The organism is Sphingobium subterraneum (assembly GCF_014199435.1).
Classification (GTDB): Bacteria; Pseudomonadota; Alphaproteobacteria; order Sphingomonadales; family Sphingomonadaceae; genus Sphingobium; species Sphingobium subterraneum.
Map to the genome: position 1 here is coordinate 833232 of NZ_JACIJP010000001.1, position 20342 is coordinate 853573.

Genomic DNA, 20342 nt, shown 5'->3' on the forward strand with positions numbered 1-20342 from the left:
GACATGAAGAAAACCAGGGTCGCGATCATCGGTTCGGGCAATATTGGCACGGACCTGATGATCAAGGTGATGCGCCTGTCGAGCGTACTGGAAATGGCCGTAATGGTCGGTATCGATGCGCAATCCGACGGTCTCGCGCGTGCCACCCGGCTGGGCGTTGCTACCACACACGAAGGGATCGACGGGTTAATGGCGATGCCGGAATTCGCCGACGTGGAAATCGTGTTCGACGCGACCAGCGCGGGTGCGCACAGGCGCAACAGTGATCTGGTTTTGGCGGCGGGAAAACGGATCGTCGACCTGACCCCAGCCGCTATCGGCCCCTATGTCGTCCCGCCTGTCAATGGCGAGGCGTTCCTCGACGCCCGCAATGTCAACATGGTGACCTGCGGGGGGCAGGCAACGATCCCCATCGTCGCGGCCGTGAACCGGGTCGCCAAGGTGCATTATGGAGAGATCGTGGCCTCTATCGCCTCGCTCAGCGCCGGGCCGGGCACGCGCGCCAACATCGACGAATTTACCGAGACGACCAGTCAGGCAATCATGGATGTGGGCGGGGCCAGCCGGGGCAAGGCGATCATCATCCTCAACCCCGCGGACCCTCCCCTCATCATGCGCGATACAGTCTATTGCCTGTGCGAGGATGCCGATCAGGACGCCATTCGCGCAAGCGTCGCGGACATGGTGGCCGAGGTACAGACCTATGTTCCGGGCTATCGCCTCAAACAGGCGGTGCAGTTCGAGCATATCGGATCGAACCGCCCCCTGCACATTCCCGAGATGGACGGAAAATTCACCGGGTTAAAGGTGACGGTTTTTCTCGAGGTCGAAGGGGCCGCGCATTACCTGCCAGCCTATGCCGGAAATCTGGACATCATGACATCCGCCGCACTGAAAACCGCCGAGAAAATGGCCGCCCGTATACACGAGGGAGCGGACGCATGACATTCGATCCGCACACGCAAAAGCTCTACATTCAGGACGTCACCCTGCGTGACGGGATGCACGCGATCCGCCACCAGTACGGCCTCGACCACGTCAGGGCCATCGCTCGTGCGCTGGACCGGGCGAAGGTGGATGCGATCGAGGTGGCCCATGGTGACGGACTCCAGGGCTCCAGTTTCAACTATGGCTTTGGCGCTCATACGGACTGGGACTGGATCGGCGCGGTGGCGGAGGTGCTGGAGCACTCGGTGCTGACCACCCTGCTTCTTCCCGGCATCGGCACGGTGCATGACCTGAAGCACGCCTACGAGATGGGCGTCCGCTCGGTCCGCATCGCGACCCACTGCACCGAGGCGGACGTTTCCAAACAGCATATCGAGGCCGCGCGGGCGCTCGGGATGGACGTCTCCGGATTTCTGATGATGAGCCACATGACCACTCCGGAATCGCTCGCCGGGCAGGCTCTGCTGATGGAAAGCTATGGTGCGCACTGCGTCTATGTGACGGACAGTGGCGGGGCGATGAGCATGGATGACTACGCCGCGCGCGTCGCCGCCTATGACCGCGTGCTCAAGCCGGAAACCCAGCGCGGCGTCCATGCCCATCACAATCTCTCGCTGGGCGTCGCCAATTCGATCGTCGCCGTGCAGAACGGTGCGGTCCGGGTCGATGCTTCACTTGCGGGCATGGGCGCGGGGGCAGGCAATGCGCCCTTGGAGGTGTTCATCGCCGCTGCCGACCGAATGGGTTGGAACCACGGCTGCGATCTCTATGCGCTGATGGACGCGGCCGAGGATCTGGTCCGTCCCCTGCAGGACCGTCCCGTGCGGGTTGACCGCGAAACGCTGACGCTAGGCTATGCCGGGGTGTATTCCAGCTTCCTGCGCCATGCCGAAAAAGCGAGCGAGGACTACGGCGTGGATACCCGCTCGATCCTCGCCGAAGTGGGCCGCCGCAAGATGGTCGGCGGGCAAGAGGACATGATCGTCGATATCGCGCTGGACCTCGCTAAAGGTTGAACAATTCAGCAGGTCTATACTTTGGGGGGGCCGTGCGCAGCGGCCCCCTTTCGCGTGCGGCGCGTGCGGCGAAGGTCATGCACCGTTCCAGACCATCTTCGCATTGCAGAACTCGCGGATGCCGAAATGCGACAGCTCCCGGCCATAACCACTCTGCTTGATGCCACCTATTGGCACGCGGGGATCGGAAATGGCGACCTTGTTGATGAACATGCCACCGCTCTCGATGCAGTCGGCCAGCTGTTGCCCCAGCGCGATGTTCCCGGTCCAGATCGAACCGCACAGCCCGAAATCCGAGTTGTTGGCAAGCTCGACCGCCGCCTTTGCATCGTCAACCGTCATCAGCGCTGCGACCGGACCAAAGGTTTCTTCGGCAAACACGGGCATGTCCGGGGTGACGTCCGTCAGCACGGTCGGTGGGTAGAAGGCCCCGGGGCCGCTGGGCACAATGCCCCCCGCAAGGAGCTTCGCACCCATTGCGACACTGCGCTCGACCTGATCGGCCAGTTCATTTCGCAGCCGGACCCGCGCCAATGGACCAAGGTCAACATCCGCATCGAAGGGATCACCCATCCGCAGTTGTCCGACGGCATCCATAAACCGTGCTGTAAACGCTGCGGCGATCGGCTTCTCCACGATGATCCGCTTGCCCGCAATACAGACCTGGCCGGAATTCTGAAACCGTGCCTCTATGGCGGCTGGAACCGCTCGATCGAGATCCGCGTCGGCCAGAACGATGAAGGGATCAGAACCCCCGAGTTCCAGGACCGACTTCTTGAGGTTCCTCCCCGCCTCGGCCGCAATCGCCGAGCCCGCGGCGACCCCGGCCGTGACGGAAACACCGGCTATCCGTGGATCCGACAACAGCCTCGGCAACACCGACCGATGCACATTCAGGTTCGCGAACAGCCCCTTGGGCATGTCGGTCTGGGCGAACGCCGCTTCAAGCGCAAAGGCGGCTCCCTGGACATTGTCCGCGTGCTTCAAAAGGAACCCATTTCCTGACGCGATGACAGGAACGGCGGCCCTCAGCACCTGCCACAAGGGGAAGTTCCAGGGCATGACGCCGAGTACGATGCCAAGTGGCCGGTAACTGATCCGCGCGGCGCCATCACCGCCAAGATCGACCAGTTCGTCCGCCAGCAGCCGCTCTGAATGGTCGGCATACCAAAAGCAGAGGTTGGCGCACTTTAACACTTCTGCCCGGGCGCGCGCGACCGGCTTGCCCATTTCCAGCGCGATCAGCTCCGAAAGGGTATCCTGACGATCCCCGAGAACCTCGCCCAACTGCCGGAGCGCGTGACAGCGACGATCAAGACCGGATGCGCTCCACGCGGCATAGGCCTTGGCGGCTTCCTCCACTTTCGCAGTGACTTGTGGGGCGCTGAGCCAAGGATAGCGCGCCACCACCTCGCCGGTAACGGGATTGATCGAATGGGATTCACCGGCCTCTTCGCCGCCCACGGTGGATCGCAGCATGTCAGTAGACATCTTTCTTTGCTCCTGCTGGGAGCTGTGCCGAGGCCCCCGCAAATCGCTGCGCCAGAGCCTCCGCGCCACGCGCCAGAATGGTCACGTCGGTGCCCACTGCCACGAAACTGGCGCCCAGTTCAAGGTAACGTCGGGCCAGTGTCTCATCCGCGATCAGCATGCCGACAGGCTTTCCCTTACCCCGCACTTCGGCAATGCCATGTTCGATGGCAGCCTGGACCTCGGGGTGGGTTGCATCGCCGAGATGTCCCATGGCGGCCGCAAGATCCGATGGTCCGATAAATACGCCATCCACGCCCGGCACCTGAGCAATCTCGCCTATCGCGTCCATGCCCTGGCAGGTTTCCACCTGCACCAGAAGGCAGATTTCCTCGGCGGCCCGGGCGAGATATTGCGGGGTACGGTTCCAGCGACTGGCACGGCCGATAGCAGAGCCTACGCCGCGAAATCCGTCTGGCGGATAGCGGGTAGCCCGCACCAGGCTGGCAGCCTGTTCGGCACTATCGACCATCGGTATCAGCAACGTCCGCGCGCCTATATCCAGATACTGCTTGACCAGAACGGAATCGCCCGTCGGCAAGCGTACGACTGGCTCAACCGGATAGGACGACGACGCCTGCAACTGCGCCAACACGAGCGGAATGGTGTTCGGCGCATGTTCGGCGTCAATGAGCAGCCAGTCAAAACCGGCCCCTGCGCAGATTTCGCAAGTGTAAGGCGAGGCGAGCGCCTGCCAAAGGCCGATCTGGGTTCTGCCCTGCCCGATGGCCTGCTTGAAGGAATTCATGGAAGTTGGCTCCGGATCATCAGAGAAACGAACAGGTGACCTTGCCCCACGGTCCGAAGTCTCCGACAATTCGGCTACCCGGCGGAGCCTCGACCGGGCGGATGAAGGAACCGGATAAGACAATCTGGCCCGCCTCGATGTGCTGACCATATGCACCGAGCCGTTGCGCCAGCCAAGCCACCGAAACCAGCGGATCACCAAGCACGCCAGCGCCAAGACCGGTTTCCTCGACCTCGTCATTCCGCGAAACGATGGCCCCGACCCACCCCAAATCCCTATTGGCAAAATCGCGAATAGCGTCTCCCATCACGATACCACCGTTGGCGGCATTGTCGGAAATCGTATCAAGAACCGTGCGCAGACGGCCCGACACCGGATCCTTGCGGAAGATCCGCGTATCGAGAATTTCCAGGGCGGGCGCTACATAGTCGGTCGCAGCGAGAATCTGGGCGGGGGACGCGTCGGCCGGGACCGCATCGCGCATGACGAAGGCAATTTCCGCCTCTATGCGTGGCTGGATGAAACGCTCGCGGGCGATATCGGCCCCGTTCGCAAACTTCATACTGTCCAACAAAACTCCGGAATCGGGTATGTCGATCGAAAGGGCGGCCTGCATGGCTTTTGATGTCAGGCCGATCTTCCATCCGACCACGGGGTCGCCGCCAGCCACCTTCTTTTGCACCCACGCCTCCTGCACGGCGTAGGCGTCGTCCATGGTCATGTCCGGATGGGTGTCGGTCAGCAGCCTGATCTGTGTCCGCGACCGCTCGGCGCTGTCGAGCGCGTCAGCGGCCGCCTGCACGGCGTCACGCGAAAGCGTGGTGCCGACCGACCCTCCCAGAACCGAAATCGCCGGGGTCGCCATCAAGCGGCCGACTTGCGGTTGGTGTCGAAGCCCATCTGGGCGCCGAGCAGCGCGGGCGGCTCCTTCAGGTTTTCTTGCCACAGCAGCGATTCCATGGCGATTGTGAGCGGTTGGTTCTGGATCGTGAGTTCGTAGACGGGCTCGTCATAGGACGCATGGTTATGCACCGCCCAGCCTGGCGCGGACAGCATCAGATCGCCCGCCTTCCATTCATAGACGTTGCCGGCCACCGTGCTCCGACCGCTGCCCGCAAAATAATAGTTGATCGATTCCGACACATGGCGGTGCGGACGATCGACAATCTTCGGCGGACGAATGGTAATCGTAGCGAAAAAGTTGGGCGTGGTGCCGTTGGTGCGACCCGTGACCGGATTATACAACAGGTACAGTCGGCGCCCGATATAGTCCTGCCCCAGATCCTGCAGCTTCTTGAGCTCGGCCTCGACCTTTTCCCAGGGCCAGTGCAGCGCGTTGGATTCAACCGTGGGCGGGTTGATGAGCTTTTCATAGGGCATCAGCATGGCGCCGTCGTCGCTGATCTGGAACGTGCCATAGGGGCTGTTGCGGCGCGGATTGATGGCGTCCTCCTCGTGCGGAACGGCTGCCAACAACGGCGGATTTTCCTCCCAGTGATGGACCTGCATGAACTGCAGCAGCGGAACATTGGTGTAGGTGAGAAATACCTGCAAATCACTGCCGTTATTCTCGCGCCAATAGGGCACGAAGGAAGGCGTGTTGTAGACGTCGTACTTGCGAAAGGGAATGCGCCGGTCGCCGATGGTGGCGACGCCCTCGCCACAGATGCAGAAATTCACCTCGGTGGCATTATGCCGGAACGGCGCCGTACGTTCGCCCGGTTTCAGGACATTGAGCGTCACCTGTACGGACGTAGCAAGGCCCGGCGTGGCGGAATCGGCGCGCGGATGCACAATCAGCGAGCTGCGGCGACCGTTGGATGGAAGAGGAATTGAGGCAAGGCGCTCGATTTCCTCATCAATCTGTTCCTTCGTGACGATCGCGGGAGCCCAGGGATCGTTGATTGGATAGTTTGCGCCGCTGATATCGACGAAACGTCCGATTGTGTCGGCAAAGTCGGTACGGAAATCGTTCATGATGTTCCTCCTTGATCGAGGGTGATATTCAATCGGCCGTCAGGCGCGGGGCCTTTCGGATGATGTCGGGGAGCGGACGCCCAAGGCCAGCGGCGCGCGCCCGATTCAGCAGTGCTATCCCGAGAGAGAGGTCAGAAATGCCCATTCCCATGGCCTTGAAAACGGAAAGGTCAGTCCGGTCGGACCGCGATGCGCTGGCCGCGACCAACGCGCTCAGCGGTTTCAAGCGCGACCAAGCAGCCTCATCCTCGCCAAACGCCTCCACGAACTCACGGCTGAGCTTGCGGACCTGCGGAACGCTGTCCGCGGCAAGGAGGTCGGAGCGCGCGAGCAGATCCGGCGCGAACTCTGCGCGCTCCGGGGTGATTGCCCCCACCGCATTTATATGGACCCCGGCAGGCAAGGAATTGCTGGCGAGAAATGGCACCCGGGCACGCGTGGCCAGCGTGACGATGTCGGCGCTGTCCAGCGCTTCGTCGAGCGTCGCAGTGGCAATGGCCTCGATGTGCAGGCTTGCTTCGATCTTGGCCGCAAGGGCTTCACGATTGGCTGGCGTGGGGCTCCAGACCGTGACGCGGTCGAGCGGACGAACAGCAGCGACGGCGGCAACCTGGGCCAGACTCTGTTTCCCGGCACCGATGATCGCCATACGTGTCGCGTCGCCACGCGCCATCAGATCCGTCGCGACGCCGCTGATCCCTCCGGTTCGCATCTGGCCCAGGGCGAAGGCTTCGATGATCGCGAGCACCGCCCCATTGGCGGCATCGATCAGGACCAGCAACGGCATGGCCCCCCCGGCCGTGTGCGCCCAGGTTTTGGTGCCGACGACCCCCCAGCCTTCGAACACCGCTCCGATGGCATGAAGCGTCGAACCATTGTCCCAGGTCGCGTGCGTCTTGACCATGTTGGACGCGCGCCCAGCGGCTTCCTCGCGAAGCCCGTCCCGCAAAGCGGTGATCGCCTCGGGCAGCGACATCAGCGATACGACTTCCGCCTCGGAGATCCAGATCGGCTGGCTCATGCCTGCTGCTCGGCAAAGATGGACGGGACCGGCGGAGCGAGCTCAAGGCCGTTCACGATCAGAGCGTGCGTGATGTATCGGCCCACCAGGAACATCACCGCGATCGTGGCATCCGCGCCAATCTGATCGATGCTGGCATTGATTTCGGCCTGAACCGTCTTTCCCCGTCGATCGATCATGGCCATAACGAGGCGCTGGACGGCCCGTTCGGCGTCGGAAAGATCGGGAGCCGTGTCCGGAGACAGTTCCTCGACAGCCGCAACCCAGGCTTCACCGAAGCCCAGCTTGCGGGAAAGTCGCTCATGTTGGTGCAGTTCGTAGCTATTGCCCATGAGCATCGCCACAGTAAGCGCGCCGGTTTCAGTCAGGCGATCAGGCAAAGCCTTTTTCAGCGCCTCGGTCATTTCCATGAACGGCGCCAAGATGTCCGGCTGCACCCCTGTGCATTTGAAGAACTCGCCTAGATAGCCCAGCCGCGCAACCCGCGCCTGAAGCAGATCCTGTAAGCGCGGAGCCAACTGATCGAACTCCAGGCGCACCATTTTTTCACTCATATCCTGCCTCCGCAGCCTGTCACGGAAGCTTATTGTCTGTTGTTGGCAAGATCGGAAATACATTATAAGTCCATTTGTGATACTCCTGAGGTATGACCATGGACCTGCGCCAGCTTCGTTATCTTATTGCTTTGTCAGAAGAACTGAATTTCACGCGGGCGGCGGCACGATGTCATGTTTCTCAGCCGCCCTTCAGCCGGGCGATCCGCGATCTTGAAACGGAACTCGGGGTACGGCTGTTCGAGCGGGACAAGCACCATGTTACGCTGACATCGGCGGGCGCCAGCATGGTGGAGGACGCGCGCAAGTCGCTCGCCATTCTCCATGAGGGAACCCGCCGCGCCCAGCGCACCGCCGCAGGGTTCAGTGGGACCCTGACGTTCGGCTTTGGGGGATCCAACGTCTATTCCCTGCTCCCGTCCCTCGTGAGCAGCTTTCGTACGGTTGCGCCAGACGTATTGGTCGCCTTCCAGGCAATGCCGGTGCTCAACCAGATTGAGGCTTTGCGCGACGGGACCATCGACATCGGCATCCTTCGCCTACCCGTCTTCGACGAATTGATAGCGACGCGATTTGTCTACGCCGAACCGTTGGTCGTGGCGTTGCCTGGCGGGCATCCGCTGCTGGCGGACAGCGGGGCGGTCGCCGTCGACCAGCTCGCGCCCTCCCCGTTCGTGGCTTACGAACCGACCCGCGGCTTCAATTTCCATTCTGATTTGCTGGCGCTCTGCAGCCTGGCGAGCTTTGCCCCCGACATCGTGCATCTTGCGCCAACGACCGAGGCCGTCGTGGGCATCGTTGCATGCGGCGAAGGTGTCGCCATACTTCCGGCCTCAGCCGAACGGCTGCGCATGCGCGGCTGTTCGTTTCGACCACTGAACGTGAAAAACGTGCCGGTACACCTGAGCCAGGTGCGGTTTGGCGTTGCCTGGCGCAAGGGTCAGGAATCCGCGGTGACCCTACGGTTTCTGGAACATGTCGCAAAGACGGCATCCGGAGGCGATTGACCGCCGTTGGCCCAGGGTCAGCTCTAGGCGATCCGCTTGTCCCTGCTTTCATCCTGGTACATTTTTTCGGAAGCTGAGATGGACCGGAACGTACCCCGGAGCATCCCCGGTGGGCGGAGGCGATGCCATCGCCTCCGCCCACCGGTCCGTCAATAAATCGGGGTAAGCGGAGCATGGCCCAGCAGGATGCGGCCATAGGTTTCTGCGCTGGTTTCGAGAAGCATGAGACCATGCATGTTCATGGCCCGAATGTCGCGCGCGGCCCGTTGGATTGGGCTACGGGTCGACAGTCCTGATGCACCGCCATTCATGAACAGGCTGTCGACCGCTTCGAGCAGGAAGCGCACGGCGAGCGAACAGTCGACGCGAATGCGCCCCCGCAACTCGATCGGCATATCTTCGTCGCGGTCGGCGTAGGCGTCGATCTCGTCAGCCACGCTGTAGAGCATCAACTCTGCGGCATGGATCCGGCCTGCGGCAAGGCCCAGAGCGACCTGGTTCACCACCCATTCGTCGGAGATGTGCGGCGTGTAAACCACCTTCTTGCCAACCGCGGTCCGGCGAAATTCCGCAAGCGCGGCGCGGGCCGCTCCGAGGGCAGCGCCGCAGATGCCGATTGCCAGGACCGGACCGGACTGCCCCTTTAGCATGGCTGGTGCCTCGGGTGAATCATAGGCGGCCGAGCGCCGATCAAGCCATGCATCGAGCTGAAGCTTGCGGTGTGCCGGCACGCGCAAATCCTTGACGGCAACCGAATTGCTGCCGGTGCCCTGCAAGCCTGCGACAAACCAGTCGTCCTTGATCTCGACGTCCGACGTGCGGACCAGAATATCGCCGTCCCCGGCAGCAACCCCATCCTTGTTAGTCAGTTCGGCGCCCAGCATCAGCCACTGCGCGTGCTGGCAGCCAGAGGCGAACGGCCATACGCCGTTGAGCAGCCAGGATCCATCAGACTGTTCCACCGCTTTCCCGCGCGGTGCGATAACCGCAGCGACGAGCGCGTCGGGGTTTTCGCCATAGACCTCCTGCCGCGCCCTTTCATCCATGTGGCACACCATCCAGCTATGCACATGTCCAACGCCGACGACCCACCCGGTTGCCGTGCAGCCTTCCGCAATCGCCGATACGACATCCAGATGCGAACGGTAACCGAGCCCAAATCCACCGAGCGATTCTGCCTGCACGACGCGGAGCAGCTGCGCATCTCGGACAAGCTGCATATTCTCGTCCGGCACTCGACGCAGATCCTCCGCTTTCGCAGCATGGACCCGGAGTTGATCGATAAGCCCCCGCGCACGTTGGGCGACCACAGCCGCATCGACACCTGCTTCGCGAGGGCGAGATTCCGTAAGAGTGACCATTAGATAAACCTCTCAAGATTATTTATGATTTATAATGAGGATTGCTCATATATGAGTGATAGTCAATCTTGTTTCTTTCTTTTATCGGCCGTAAGGCGCATGTTTGAGAGGAAGGTGTTTTGAGCGCAGATACGACCCTAAAAATCAGCCGGATGGAACGGCGCCGCGTGCGCAACCGGGAGGCGATGATCACCGCCGGTTATCAGGTCATGTCGGAAAAGGGCATCGACGCCGCGACGATGAGCGAGATCGCTGAAATTGCGGATGTCGGCTCGGGGACGGTCTACAATTACTTCTCGTCCAAGGACGAACTGGCCGTGGCCGTGATGGAACGGGTCATGCATCGCCTTGCGGAACGAATCGAAGCGGTCACGGACACGTTCGATGACCCGGGTCTGATTTACGCTTATGGTATTCGCAACGTGATGTTGGCGACGGTTGAGGACACGCGCTGGCGCAAGCTGCTGAACCGTTCCGAAGTCATGGCCGATGCCATGTTTCGCGTGATGGGGCCTTATGCGATTCGTGACATTGAAGCCGCCCGCGCCGCCGGTCGCTACGCTGTCAGCAACGCCGAGCTCGTCTGGCGGATGACGACCCACGCGATCATGGGCTTCGGGCTTGAGGTCAGCCACGGCGCACTGGGCCTGGCCGCGCTGGACGACAGCGTCGCCGCGCTGCTGGGAATGGTGGGTGTCTCGCCAGAGGCAGCGCGGGAGATCGTGCAGCGGGACTGGCCGCGCTTGCCGCCCGAATGATCCCCCGCCTCCCCAAGGCGGTATTACTCCTGCGGGACCAGCACGAAATCATATTTCAGGTGCCAGTGAGCGGAATCCAACCCAGCCGCCAGCGAACGTGCGCTCGGCTCCGTCATGTTGATCTGCGCGATCAGACTCTCCTTGACCCCGAACACGGCGTCGCTGCCGAGATAGGGGCAATCCGGCACGAACAGATGGGTCGTAACGGACCGGTACCCCGGTGCGCTGACGATGAAGTGAACATGCGCCGGGCGGTAGGGATGCCGACCCATGGCCTGAAGCAACTTGCCAACCGGCCCGTCGGTGGGGATGGGATAATAGCGCGGCTTGACCGAGCGGAACCAGAAGTTGCCATCCTCGTCAGTCTCGAACATGCCGCGAAGGTTCATCGGTGGCTGGACGTCGGCTTGCTGCACATCGTAGAAGCCTTCGTCATTGCATTGCCAGACGTCGATGAGCGCTCCGGCAATCGGTGTGCCGTTCGCCGATGTGATGCGCCCCTCGATAAAGATCGGCTCTCCCTTGCCATCCAGGCAGAGGTTGGCGCCCAGCTCTAGACGTGGGACGTCGGCGACGTGAAACGGTCCGAGCACCGTCGTTTCGGTCGCTCCTGAAGGCTTGCGGTTGTTAATGGCGTCGACCAGCATCGAAACGCCAAGGATGTCGGACAAAAGGATATACTCCTGCCGCCAGTCGGTGGAAATCTGTCCAGTGCGGGTGAGGAATTCGATCGTGGCGCCCCACTCGGCGTCGGTCGGCTCGATTTCCTTGACGAAGGCATGCAAGTGCCGGATTGCGGCACTCATCACGGTGCGAAGCCGGGGATCGCAGTCGGACCTCATGCGGGCGATGACCGCCTCTTCCGAGTTTTCCTCTGTGAAATAGACGGCAGGCTCAGCTTCCAACGTGTCGTTCATTCATTCTCTCCTCGTTTGGATATAAGGCGGGCGGCCCGCGAAGGCGTCTTCGAGCAGCGCGCGCAGACCTTCGGCAGTGAGTGCGCGCGGGTTCCAATAAGGGTTCTCCAGCGTGGCTTCGACAGCCGTTGCGACGCCGCTTTCGGGCATCCCGATCGCTCCCAGCGCCATCTCCACGCCCAGCTCGCAGGCGAAGCGGTAAAGCCCCGTCGCGGCATCGGCCGCACCAAAAATCCGGGCGACCGGCTTGAGATGCTCGCGCACCGCGCTTTCGTTGAACGCGGCTGCATGAGGCAGGACCGCTGCGTGCAGGGCCGCATGCGGCAAGTCGAACATACCCCCCAAGGTGTGGCACAGCTTGTGGTGCAAGGACATGCCGACCAGCGCGAGACACGTACCGCACAGCCAAGCGCCTTGAAGCGCGCGCGCCCGGGCCGGGATATCTGAGCCGTCGCGGGCGATCACCGGCAGCGCGCTCGCCAGCAGTTCAATCCCCGCTATTGCAATCGAGGAGACCAGCGGATTTCGGTCCCTTGCGTACAGCGCCTCCACCGCATGGGCGATGGCGTTCAATCCACTCAGCACCGCAGCGCCAGGGCGGACAGCAAGCGTCAAATCCACATCGTAGATCACGCTCTCGGGAAGGATGCGCGGATCCGAGAATATCTGCTTTTGCCCATCGCGCGTCTCCCCGACAACAGGCGTGACCTCCGAACCCGCATAGGTCGTCGGGAGCACAATTTGCGGAAGATCCGTACGCAGCGCGAGCGCCTTTGATAGGCCGATCGCCGAACCGCCGCCGATCGTCACCAGTCCGTCAGCGCCGCGCGCGCGCAGGAAATGCAAGGCTTTATCGGTGACTGCGACAGGCGTATGCATCTGCGCCTCGTCGAACGTTCCCACCCATATCGGACCGAGAAGTCGCTCGATTTCGCCGGGCTGGTCGGCACGCCGACCCGCGGCGATAACTACCACACGCTGCATGTTCAGGCGGCCCGCTTCTTCCGCAAGATGCAGACGGGCACCGGACCCGAACAAAACGCGGCCCGGATTCATGGTGATGCAAAACGATTCCATCTTGGCACCGACTAGGAAAAATATGAATATTATTCAAGTTTGATTACACGTCATCTTCTGGACCATGGGCAGGATATCGGGTAGCACAAGCCAAGCCTCACGAGCCGATGGCGCCGCGAGCATCGTCACTCCGGATTGGCAACAACCTTCGTCAGCAGCGCCAATGTGAGGCTGTCGGCGTGTTCGGCGGCGTCGCCACGGAAGGTCTGACCGCCCCGCCGGGCGAAAGCATGACCGACCCCTGGATAGGTGATGACTTCGACACGGTCAGCCAGAGGCGCCATTGCAGTCCTGATCGCGTCCTGCGCTTCGGGTGGGCAGAGATGATCGTCCTGTGCGATATGGAGCAGCAGACGGGCGCGGATCGCCGGCGCGGCTTCGAGAGCATTCTGGATCATCACCCCGTAATAGGATACCGCCGCAGCGATCCCACTCTGCATCGCCAACAGGTAGGCCAGCTTGCCGCCAAGGCAATATCCTACCGCCGCTATCCTGCCGTTGCTGCCAGGCAGCGCGCGCACGTGCTCGGCCGCCACCAGAGAGTCCTGAACCGCCCGCTGCTGATCCATTCCCTTCATGAGTTGCATTGCTGTTTCATAGTGGGCGGGATTACCGGGATCGAGCTCTACACCGGGCTCCTGCCTCCAGAACAGGTCCGGCGCAATTGCGTAATAGCCCACCTCGGCGAAGCGCTCGGCGATGCTGCGAATATTGGCATTGATCCCAAAAATTTCCTGCAAAACGACAACCGAACCACCATTTGGCCGGGCGGGCATAGCAAGAAAGGCGGTGAACGTGCCGCCGTCCCGGGCCGTGAGAGTCACTGTGGAACTGTTCATATCTTGGCTCCTTTATGATGGGGCGGTCAGTGCGCCCCGACGGCTTCGAGCCATGCTTCAGCCCATTCGATCGCCGCATCCTCGGGATATATTTTGCCCCGCGCATCATGGATGCAGATGTCGCCAATGCGGGTCGCACCAAGCTCGCTGAACAGCGCGTCGAATTTCTTGCCGCCAAACGCGAAGGTGTTGGGATAGATACTGTCGCCCAAGGCCATCACCCCGTAGCGGACCTCAGAAAGATCGGGCCGCTCATGGGTGAGGGCAGCGTAGAACGGCTTGCCGTTGTCTGGCACCTCCCCGGTCCCGTAGGTGGAGGAGCAGATGACGAACAGCCCCCCCTGCGCAAGCGTCGCAGGAGTGGCGTTCTCCATCCGGACGATCTTTGCCGATCCGCCGCTGTCCTCGATGTAATTGGCAATTTCTTCTGCGGCGAGTTCGGCGGTGCCGCCCATGGTCGCCACAAGGATTGTGATTTCTAACGTCAACTTTCACCTGCCCTGCTGGAACTTGCGTAGGGGAACGGACTCGTCGGCGAGCATCCGTGCGTCCTGATCAAGCGCGCCGCCCGCAGCAAGCAGGCGGCGAATGATCGCCATGTCCTTGCCCCTGTTTGCGGTCAGGCCTCCGACCAGCTGACCGCGGTTAAGCTGGAACACCGATATTCCATCCTCACCCAGCGGATCGCCCCGGATCACCACCTGGTCAACCTGATCAGGGAACCCGGCCATTTGGAGGTTAAGCGATCCCTGGTCGGACCACACCCACGGCACTTCCGCCGGAGTATCGAACAGTCCCGCCATCGCCCGACCGGCAATTTCTGCCTGAACGTTCGCATTGTGCCACGATTCCAGGCGGACCGCGCGGCCAAGCAACGGGTTGTATTGGCGCGTAACGTCGCCGGCCGCGTAGATCGCTGGATCGGACGTGCGGCAATGAGCATCAACGACGATTCCGTCGTCAACGACAAGGCCTGCCGCCTCGGCAAGATCTGTGTTCGGCCTGACCCCCACTCCTGCGACCACCATGTCAGCGGCTATGCGGTCGCCATTGTCTAGCTCGAGGAAACCCTCCCCTCCCCCGACGACCCGAGTGCCAAGACGGACATCGATCCCGCTGGTACGATGATGTCGCAGCACCAGCTCGCTCGCCTCGGTGCAGGCAAGACGGGGAAGAAGCCGGTCAGCCAGCTCTACGACGACAACCTCGCAGCCCCGTTTGCGCATCGTAGCGGCGGTTTCCAGTCCAACGAACCCGCCGCCGACAACCGCGACCCGTATGCCATTCCCAAGCCGGGCAGCGATGGCTCGGCTGTCTTCCAACGTCCGCAAAGAAAATATGCGTTCGGTGGGGAAATGGCCCAGCTCGATAGGGCGCAGCACACTACCCGTGGCGATGAGGAGAGTATCGTAGGGAAGCAGGGTCTCATTCGCGAGACGCAACGTGCGTTGGCTCCTATCGATTTCGGTGACCGGTACGCCGACTATCAGCTCGATGGCGAGCTCACGATATTGGTCTTCGGCGAGCACCCAGGGAAGCGGGCCATCCGGATCTTGGAGAAGCGCCTTGGAAAGAAGCGGCCGCTCATAAGGAAAATGGGGTTCCGCACCGATAATGCGGATAGGACCATCAAAGTCGGCCATGCGCATCGCCCTAGCGGCGCGGGCGCCTGCCTGCCCTGCACCAATCACGAGCGCTCCCGCGCGCACGTTTCCCATCCCTTCCCTCCCGCGCACCAAATGGCCAGTTTTGATTATTGACATATATCTGTCATAACGACAAGAACTAGTCAATATATCCTGCCTTTGGTGCAATCGCGCGCAGCAGCGTATCAGGTCGAGGCAGATCAGGTCTTGACGAGCAGAGTGCTTGCCGACGAGTATCGGACCTGCGATGGCAAGGTTTGCGCAGGAGGCGCTTGCGCCGGTCCGGACTTCCGGAACATGGTCTAGAAACGGGGATAACGGAGATCGGATGGCGGACGCCGACAACATTGCGCACTCACAGCGGGGCATTGTGATTACCGAGCTTATTCTGGCGGTTTTTCGCACCAACGGCCGTCTGCTTCGCGCCGGTGATAGGCTCACCAAAGATGTCAATCTGACATCGGCACGCTGGCAAATATTTGGTGCGATCGAACATAATCCCAAGACGGTTGCCCAAATCGCGCGGAACTACGAACTGACACGCCAGGGGGTTTTGTGGGTCGTTCAGGCGATGCTGAAGGAGGGACTGGTCCAGCTCCTCAACAATCCCGATCATCAAAGGGCAAAGCTCGTTGATTTCACTGAGAAGGGCCGGGAACTGTTCGACTTGGTGTCGCAGCGCCAGCGCCAGTGGGCCAATCGGCTTGCCGAAGGGTTTGAACCCGGCGACATCGAGAAGGCCCTCCAGCTCGTCGAACGTCTCGGCGAACTCGCGATGCCGGAGGACTGAACCCATTTTCCGTGCGGCCTGACCTGCCGCTTTTTCGCGCGCCGACGAGCGTCAGATCTTGGAATGCAGTCCTGGAAATCGATCACCGGCACTCGAGTGAGCGTCTACGCACCTATACCTCCACCACATACCGTCGAAGGCCGCCTCGGCTCCAGCCAATCGTCGCGCAGCCACGCCAATTGACAAGTTATAGTCCATATGACAGTATTTTGTCATAATGATCAGCTCGTGCTGTAGGCCTCTCGCTGGGCAAACGCACGCATTCGGGCGGTCGGTAATGGGAGGAACCATCTTGGCGATTAGCGAACCCTCGATTGCGCGCTCAGTCACGTTGCAGTTCAACGGTGATTGGGGGCAGGCAAATTTTCATCGGATCTGTTCGTGGCTCACGCAGGAATTCTGCGATCGGGCTGGGCCACGCACGCGGGTCGGTATCTGGAACATCCGGGGCGGTGGGATGGAGCCGCTTCAGGCGGTGCAGGACGGTGAACTGGATCTTTGCATAGCAACACCGGCCATGATGATCGGCGATGCAATCTCGGGGAACGGCCTGTTCGAAGGCCAGGCCATGCCCGACCTGCGTGCTCTGGGAGTCATCCCCCAGAATGACCGTATGGTCCTGGCGATCGATCCCCGCTTCGAAATCTCCTCGTTTGAGGAATTGCGCGCGCGGAAACCCGCGCTGCGCATTGCCACCTCCACCGATGACGGCAGCAACTTCATAGGCCGGGTCGCCCGTCATTTCATGGCAGCGCACGGCATCGACGAAGCGGTTCTACGCTCGTGGGGCGGAAGCTACGTGGTAGCTCACCGGCCTGAGCAATCGCTGTTCCGGATGCAGGACGGAGAGGTCGACGCCGTGCTGCAAGAAGCCATCATGACCCCATGGTGGCGCGATGTGGTAGAAGCCGGCAAGGCAATCCCGCTACCAGCCGAGCCCGCCGCAATCGATCGACTGGTGGAAACATTCGGCTACCGACGGAATGCACTCCCAGCAGGATTCTGGTCCAATTTTGATCGCGATCTGCCTGCTGTGGACTTCTCGGATTTCGTCATCGTCGTCCGCAACGACATGCCCGCAGACATCGCACATCTTTTGACCTGGTGTCTTGTAGAGACGCGCTCGGTGATCGAGGCGCAATACCGGCACATTCCACCCGAACGCAGCCCGATTACCTATCCGCTTGTCCCTGCCAACATGTGCAAGGCGCCCATCCCGCTGCACGCCGGAGCCGAGCAATATTATCGCGAGACAGGCGTAATCTGATCTCCACCGGCAAGGCGCGTGACCCTTATTGTCTAAGTTGCGCTGGTGTGCCGGCGCTTCGGAGACGCCTGTTGCCGGTTATCGGGACGCCTGTGCGACCAACGGAAAAATGAACGACACTCATAATTGAAGATAACTATTGACAGAACACTGTCAAATTGACGATGCTCTGTCATCGCGATAGCAGCTGCTCAAGAGCAGACGTAAACTGTCGTGAGAGGAGATCGCCTTCGGCAGAGACCGAAGGGTAAAAAAGAGAATTGGCTTCGGAGCCTGCAAAGGATCGCCATCCTTCGGCTCATGGATGCACTCTTCTCGTAAATGGGGAGGTTATAGCATGTCTCGCAAGACAATGTTGATTTCGGCAAGTGCCTTTGTCCTGGCACTTTCGTTCCATACAAATCCGGCAGCCGCGCAGAACGAAGCAACTGGCTCCGCTGCCACCCCGCAGGCCGGTTCGTCAGACGGACTGGAGGAAATTGTCGTCACCGCCCAGCGGCGCAGCGAGAGCTTGCAGCGTGCGGCGGTTGCAGTGACCGCACTCAACGCGGAGTCGCTCGAACGGCAGGCAATAACGTCTGCTGCGGCCCTGACGGTAGCCGTACCTGCGCTTCAGGCCTCAAACCAGGCGGGTGCCACGACATTCTATATTCGCGGGATCGGCGCCGCCGCCTATAATCCGTATACCGAACCTGCCGTCGCCTTCAATATGAACGGCGTTTACATCTCCCGCCCAACCGCAGTGAATGGCCAGTTCTTCGACGTTCAGCGCGTTGAAGTGCTCAAGGGACCGCAGGGCACGCTCTACGGACGAAATGCGACCGGCGGCGCGGTCAATCTCATTTTCCGCAAGCCGGACTATGGGCAGTTCAATGGAACATTTGGCGCGACCTACGGGAATTATGATGAAGTGCTGCTCAATGGCGCGCTCAATGTGCCTGTGGGCGAAAACGGCGCCTTGCGCGTGGCGTTCCAGACCGAGGATCATGACGGCTACTTCAAAGACGGGACCGACGATGCGAAGGATCGCGCATTCCGCGTGTCGCTGGGAGCGCAACTGACACCGGACCTGACCGTCAACGTTGTGGGCGACTATGCGGACATCGGTGGCAAGGGCGGCGGCGGCTCGTTCCTGGGCATCAATGGCAAGGTGTTTGATAACTTCCTCAATGTGGGCGGCGGTAACCGCATCGCCTTTGGCAACCTCAACGGTGCGGTGATCCCACCGACGCGCGTCGGCCTGGGCAATCCGGCTTACACCGCGTTGTACAATGGACACTTTCTCAACTTCATTACACCGGGTCTGGTGGCTCCGCTTCCCCAATATCTCTCGAAGATGGATACCCAGGCGGGTGGAGTGATGGCGGAATTCAATCTGAAGACCTCTTTGGGCACCGTGACGTTCATTCCTGCCTATCGCGAACTCCACACCGACAATTTCATGACGATGATCAGTCATTGGCTTGTCGATCGGACCGACCAAAAGCAGACTTCTCTCGAGCTGCGCCTGGCATCCGACGACGCGCAGCCGCTCCGCTACGTCCTGGGGGCCTATTACTTCAACGAAAGCGCAGACTTCCTGATCGAACCCGACAACCAGTTCGTCGGCGTTGTGCAGGAACAAGGCAATGTCTCAACCAAGACCGCAGCGGCCTTCGGCCAACTTACCTACGCGCTTAACGACACGCTGCGCCTGACGGGTGGGCTGCGTTACACCTGGGAAAAGAAAGGCATTGATGGAACGCACGGCATCGGGATCCCCGCTTCCTTCACCAGTGGTCCCAACCTCAATCCGCTGATTGTGGTGCCTGCGGCGCCAGAAATCATCATCGACACCACCCGGACCTTTAAATCGGCAACCTGGAAAGCCGGCGTGGAATGGGACGCCGGTCCTCAGTCGCTGGTCTATGCCAACGTGGGTACGGGTTTCAAGGCTGGGGGTTTCTTCTTCGCCCAGTCCAACAATTCCTACGATCCCGAGAAAGTGACGTCCTATGTGCTCGGCACAAAGAACCGCTTCCTCAACAACCGGCTGCAGTTCAACCTGGAAGCCTATTACCTCAAATATCGCAATCAACAGTTGGCGCACCTCGCATTCGTACAGGGGCTCGACCCCACGCGTCCGGTCACCGGTTTCCCGACAGAGAATGTGGGCAGCTCGACAATCTACGGCTTCGAGGCGTCTGTAGAGTTCAAACCCGTCCGTAAGTTGCTGCTGGGCGTCGACGTCAATTACACGCATTCGCGCTACGACGAGTTCAAATACACCGTGCCGGACATTTCACTCCTGCCCGCGCTGGGCCTGCCTTCCGGCACATTGCTGCCGAGCACGGGCTGCGCATTCAGCCTGTCAGGAGCGACCTACACAATCAATTGCAGCGGACGGCAGATGTTCCAGTCACCGGAGTGGGTTATCAGCGGTCGTGCATCCTATACCATCGATCTTGGTTCTGGGGGATCACTGGTGCCTGCCGTGCAGTCACGCTACGAAAGTGCGCGCTGGCTATCGGATTCGTTCCTTCCCGAAACGCATGTTGGCAGCAATACCCGCACGGACGCGTCGCTAACCTACAACGCGCCAGGCGATCATTGGAGCATTGCAGCGTACGTCAACAACATCGAGAATGATGACGTTCCGTCCAATGTATTCCTGAACAGCTCGCACCCTATCATCCCGTTCGTTTCGGCAACACTACGCCCACCACGGACCTACGGAATTCGGGCACGGGTCAATTTTTAGGCATCAGGCCGGGGTGGTTTTTGCTCTCAGCGAAGGCGCGGCAGATCTTTTGACTGCCGCGCCAAAGGCACCATCCCACTATCGAAGGGAACAACTGGCTCGGCTGCGTCCGGCTCCGGATCGTGTGTGCTCTTCAGCATACCCGA

General features: G+C 60.9%; 19 protein-coding genes. 7 read left to right on the top strand and 12 right to left on the bottom strand.

The window, feature by feature from the left end; all coding sequences use genetic code 11:
* The first annotated feature begins 3 nt into the window (after positions 1-3).
* Both FHS92_RS04075 and dmpG read left to right on the top strand, forming a co-directional pair.
* Positions 4-945, top strand: a complete 942-nt coding sequence (locus FHS92_RS04075; RefSeq protein WP_184077701.1) for an acetaldehyde dehydrogenase (acetylating) — start codon at positions 4-6, stop codon at positions 943-945.
* Positions 942-1964 carry a 4-hydroxy-2-oxovalerate aldolase gene (gene dmpG, locus FHS92_RS04080; protein ID WP_184077703.1) on the top strand — a complete coding sequence of 341 codons (1023 nt, stop codon included), beginning with the start codon at positions 942-944 and terminating at the stop codon, positions 1962-1964. The genes FHS92_RS04075 and dmpG overlap by 4 nt, the downstream gene beginning before the upstream one ends.
* Before the next feature lie 75 nt (positions 1965-2039).
* Here dmpG and FHS92_RS04085 read toward each other — a convergent pair whose 3' ends face one another.
* The 6 genes from FHS92_RS04085 to FHS92_RS04110 are packed head-to-tail and all read right to left on the bottom strand — an operon-like array spanning position 2040 to position 7794.
* Positions 2040-3455 (bottom strand): aldehyde dehydrogenase family protein, encoded by a 1416-nt coding sequence (locus FHS92_RS04085; protein ID WP_221230876.1) that lies wholly within the window; start codon positions 3453-3455, stop codon positions 2040-2042.
* Complete coding sequence (gene hpaI, locus FHS92_RS04090) at positions 3445-4242, bottom strand: 4-hydroxy-2-oxoheptanedioate aldolase (protein WP_184077705.1); 798 nt, start codon at positions 4240-4242, stop codon at positions 3445-3447. The genes FHS92_RS04085 and hpaI overlap by 11 nt, the downstream gene beginning before the upstream one ends.
* Before the next feature lie 19 nt (positions 4243-4261).
* Positions 4262-5107, bottom strand: a complete 846-nt coding sequence (locus tag FHS92_RS04095) for an FAA hydrolase family protein (protein ID WP_184077707.1) — start codon at positions 5105-5107, stop codon at positions 4262-4264.
* On the bottom strand, positions 5107-6219 hold the full coding sequence (locus FHS92_RS04100; RefSeq protein WP_184077709.1) for a cupin domain-containing protein: 1113 nt from the start codon (positions 6217-6219) through the stop codon (positions 5107-5109). The genes FHS92_RS04095 and FHS92_RS04100 overlap by 1 nt, the downstream gene beginning before the upstream one ends.
* Before the next feature lie 28 nt (positions 6220-6247).
* Positions 6248-7240 carry an ornithine cyclodeaminase family protein gene (locus tag FHS92_RS04105; protein ID WP_184077711.1) on the bottom strand — a complete coding sequence of 331 codons (993 nt, stop codon included), beginning with the start codon at positions 7238-7240 and terminating at the stop codon, positions 6248-6250.
* Positions 7237-7794, bottom strand: coding sequence for a carboxymuconolactone decarboxylase family protein (locus FHS92_RS04110; protein WP_184077713.1), 558 nt, complete (start codon positions 7792-7794; stop codon positions 7237-7239). The genes FHS92_RS04105 and FHS92_RS04110 overlap by 4 nt, the downstream gene beginning before the upstream one ends.
* Positions 7795-7886: 92 nt before the next feature.
* Here FHS92_RS04110 and FHS92_RS04115 point away from each other — a divergent pair, with 92 nt between their 5' ends.
* Complete coding sequence (locus FHS92_RS04115) at positions 7887-8801, top strand: LysR substrate-binding domain-containing protein (RefSeq protein WP_184077715.1); 915 nt, start codon at positions 7887-7889, stop codon at positions 8799-8801.
* 149 nt (positions 8802-8950) lie between these two features.
* Here FHS92_RS04115 and FHS92_RS04120 read toward each other — a convergent pair whose 3' ends face one another.
* On the bottom strand, positions 8951-10162 hold the full coding sequence (locus FHS92_RS04120; RefSeq protein WP_184077717.1) for an acyl-CoA dehydrogenase family protein: 1212 nt from the start codon (positions 10160-10162) through the stop codon (positions 8951-8953).
* 119 nt (positions 10163-10281) lie between these two features.
* On the opposite strand from FHS92_RS04120, the gene FHS92_RS04125 reads away from it, so the two are divergent.
* Positions 10282-10920, top strand: a complete 639-nt coding sequence (locus tag FHS92_RS04125) for a TetR/AcrR family transcriptional regulator (protein ID WP_221230877.1) — start codon at positions 10282-10284, stop codon at positions 10918-10920.
* Positions 10921-10943: 23 nt separating this feature from the next.
* Here FHS92_RS04125 and FHS92_RS04130 read toward each other — a convergent pair whose 3' ends face one another.
* The 5 genes from FHS92_RS04130 to FHS92_RS18515 form a co-directional block, all read right to left on the bottom strand.
* Positions 10944-11837: an intradiol ring-cleavage dioxygenase gene (locus tag FHS92_RS04130; RefSeq protein WP_184077719.1), complete on the bottom strand. Its 894-nt coding sequence runs from the start codon at positions 11835-11837 to the stop codon at positions 10944-10946.
* Positions 11838-12914, bottom strand: a complete 1077-nt coding sequence (locus FHS92_RS04135) for a maleylacetate reductase (RefSeq protein ID WP_184077721.1) — start codon at positions 12912-12914, stop codon at positions 11838-11840.
* Between the two features lie 125 nt (positions 12915-13039).
* A complete protein-coding gene (locus FHS92_RS04140) occupies positions 13040-13753 on the bottom strand; it encodes a dienelactone hydrolase family protein (protein WP_184077723.1) in 714 nt (237 codons plus the stop codon).
* Positions 13754-13779: 26 nt separating this feature from the next.
* Positions 13780-14241: a flavodoxin domain-containing protein gene (locus FHS92_RS04145; protein ID WP_184077725.1), complete on the bottom strand. Its 462-nt coding sequence runs from the start codon at positions 14239-14241 to the stop codon at positions 13780-13782.
* Between the two features lie 3 nt (positions 14242-14244).
* Entirely contained in the window at positions 14245-15768 is a 1524-nt protein-coding gene (locus FHS92_RS18515) for an NAD(P)/FAD-dependent oxidoreductase (protein WP_343056647.1), read from the bottom strand.
* Between FHS92_RS18515 and FHS92_RS04155 the strand changes: the two genes are divergently transcribed.
* The 3 genes from FHS92_RS04155 to FHS92_RS04165 all read left to right on the top strand — a co-directional run bounded on the left by FHS92_RS04155 (position 15728) and on the right by FHS92_RS04165 (position 20196).
* A complete protein-coding gene (locus FHS92_RS04155; RefSeq protein ID WP_184077729.1) occupies positions 15728-16189 on the top strand; it encodes a MarR family winged helix-turn-helix transcriptional regulator in 462 nt (153 codons plus the stop codon). The two genes, FHS92_RS18515 and FHS92_RS04155, sit on opposite strands and share 41 nt — an antisense overlap.
* Before the next feature lie 292 nt (positions 16190-16481).
* The gene (locus FHS92_RS04160) at positions 16482-17456 is read left to right on the top strand and encodes a TAXI family TRAP transporter solute-binding subunit (protein ID WP_184077731.1); all 975 of its coding nucleotides are present in this window, start codon (positions 16482-16484) and stop codon (positions 17454-17456) included.
* Positions 17457-17793: 337 nt separating this feature from the next.
* Complete coding sequence (locus tag FHS92_RS04165) at positions 17794-20196, top strand: TonB-dependent receptor (RefSeq protein WP_184077733.1); 2403 nt, start codon at positions 17794-17796, stop codon at positions 20194-20196.
* Positions 20197-20342 lie beyond the last annotated feature (146 nt).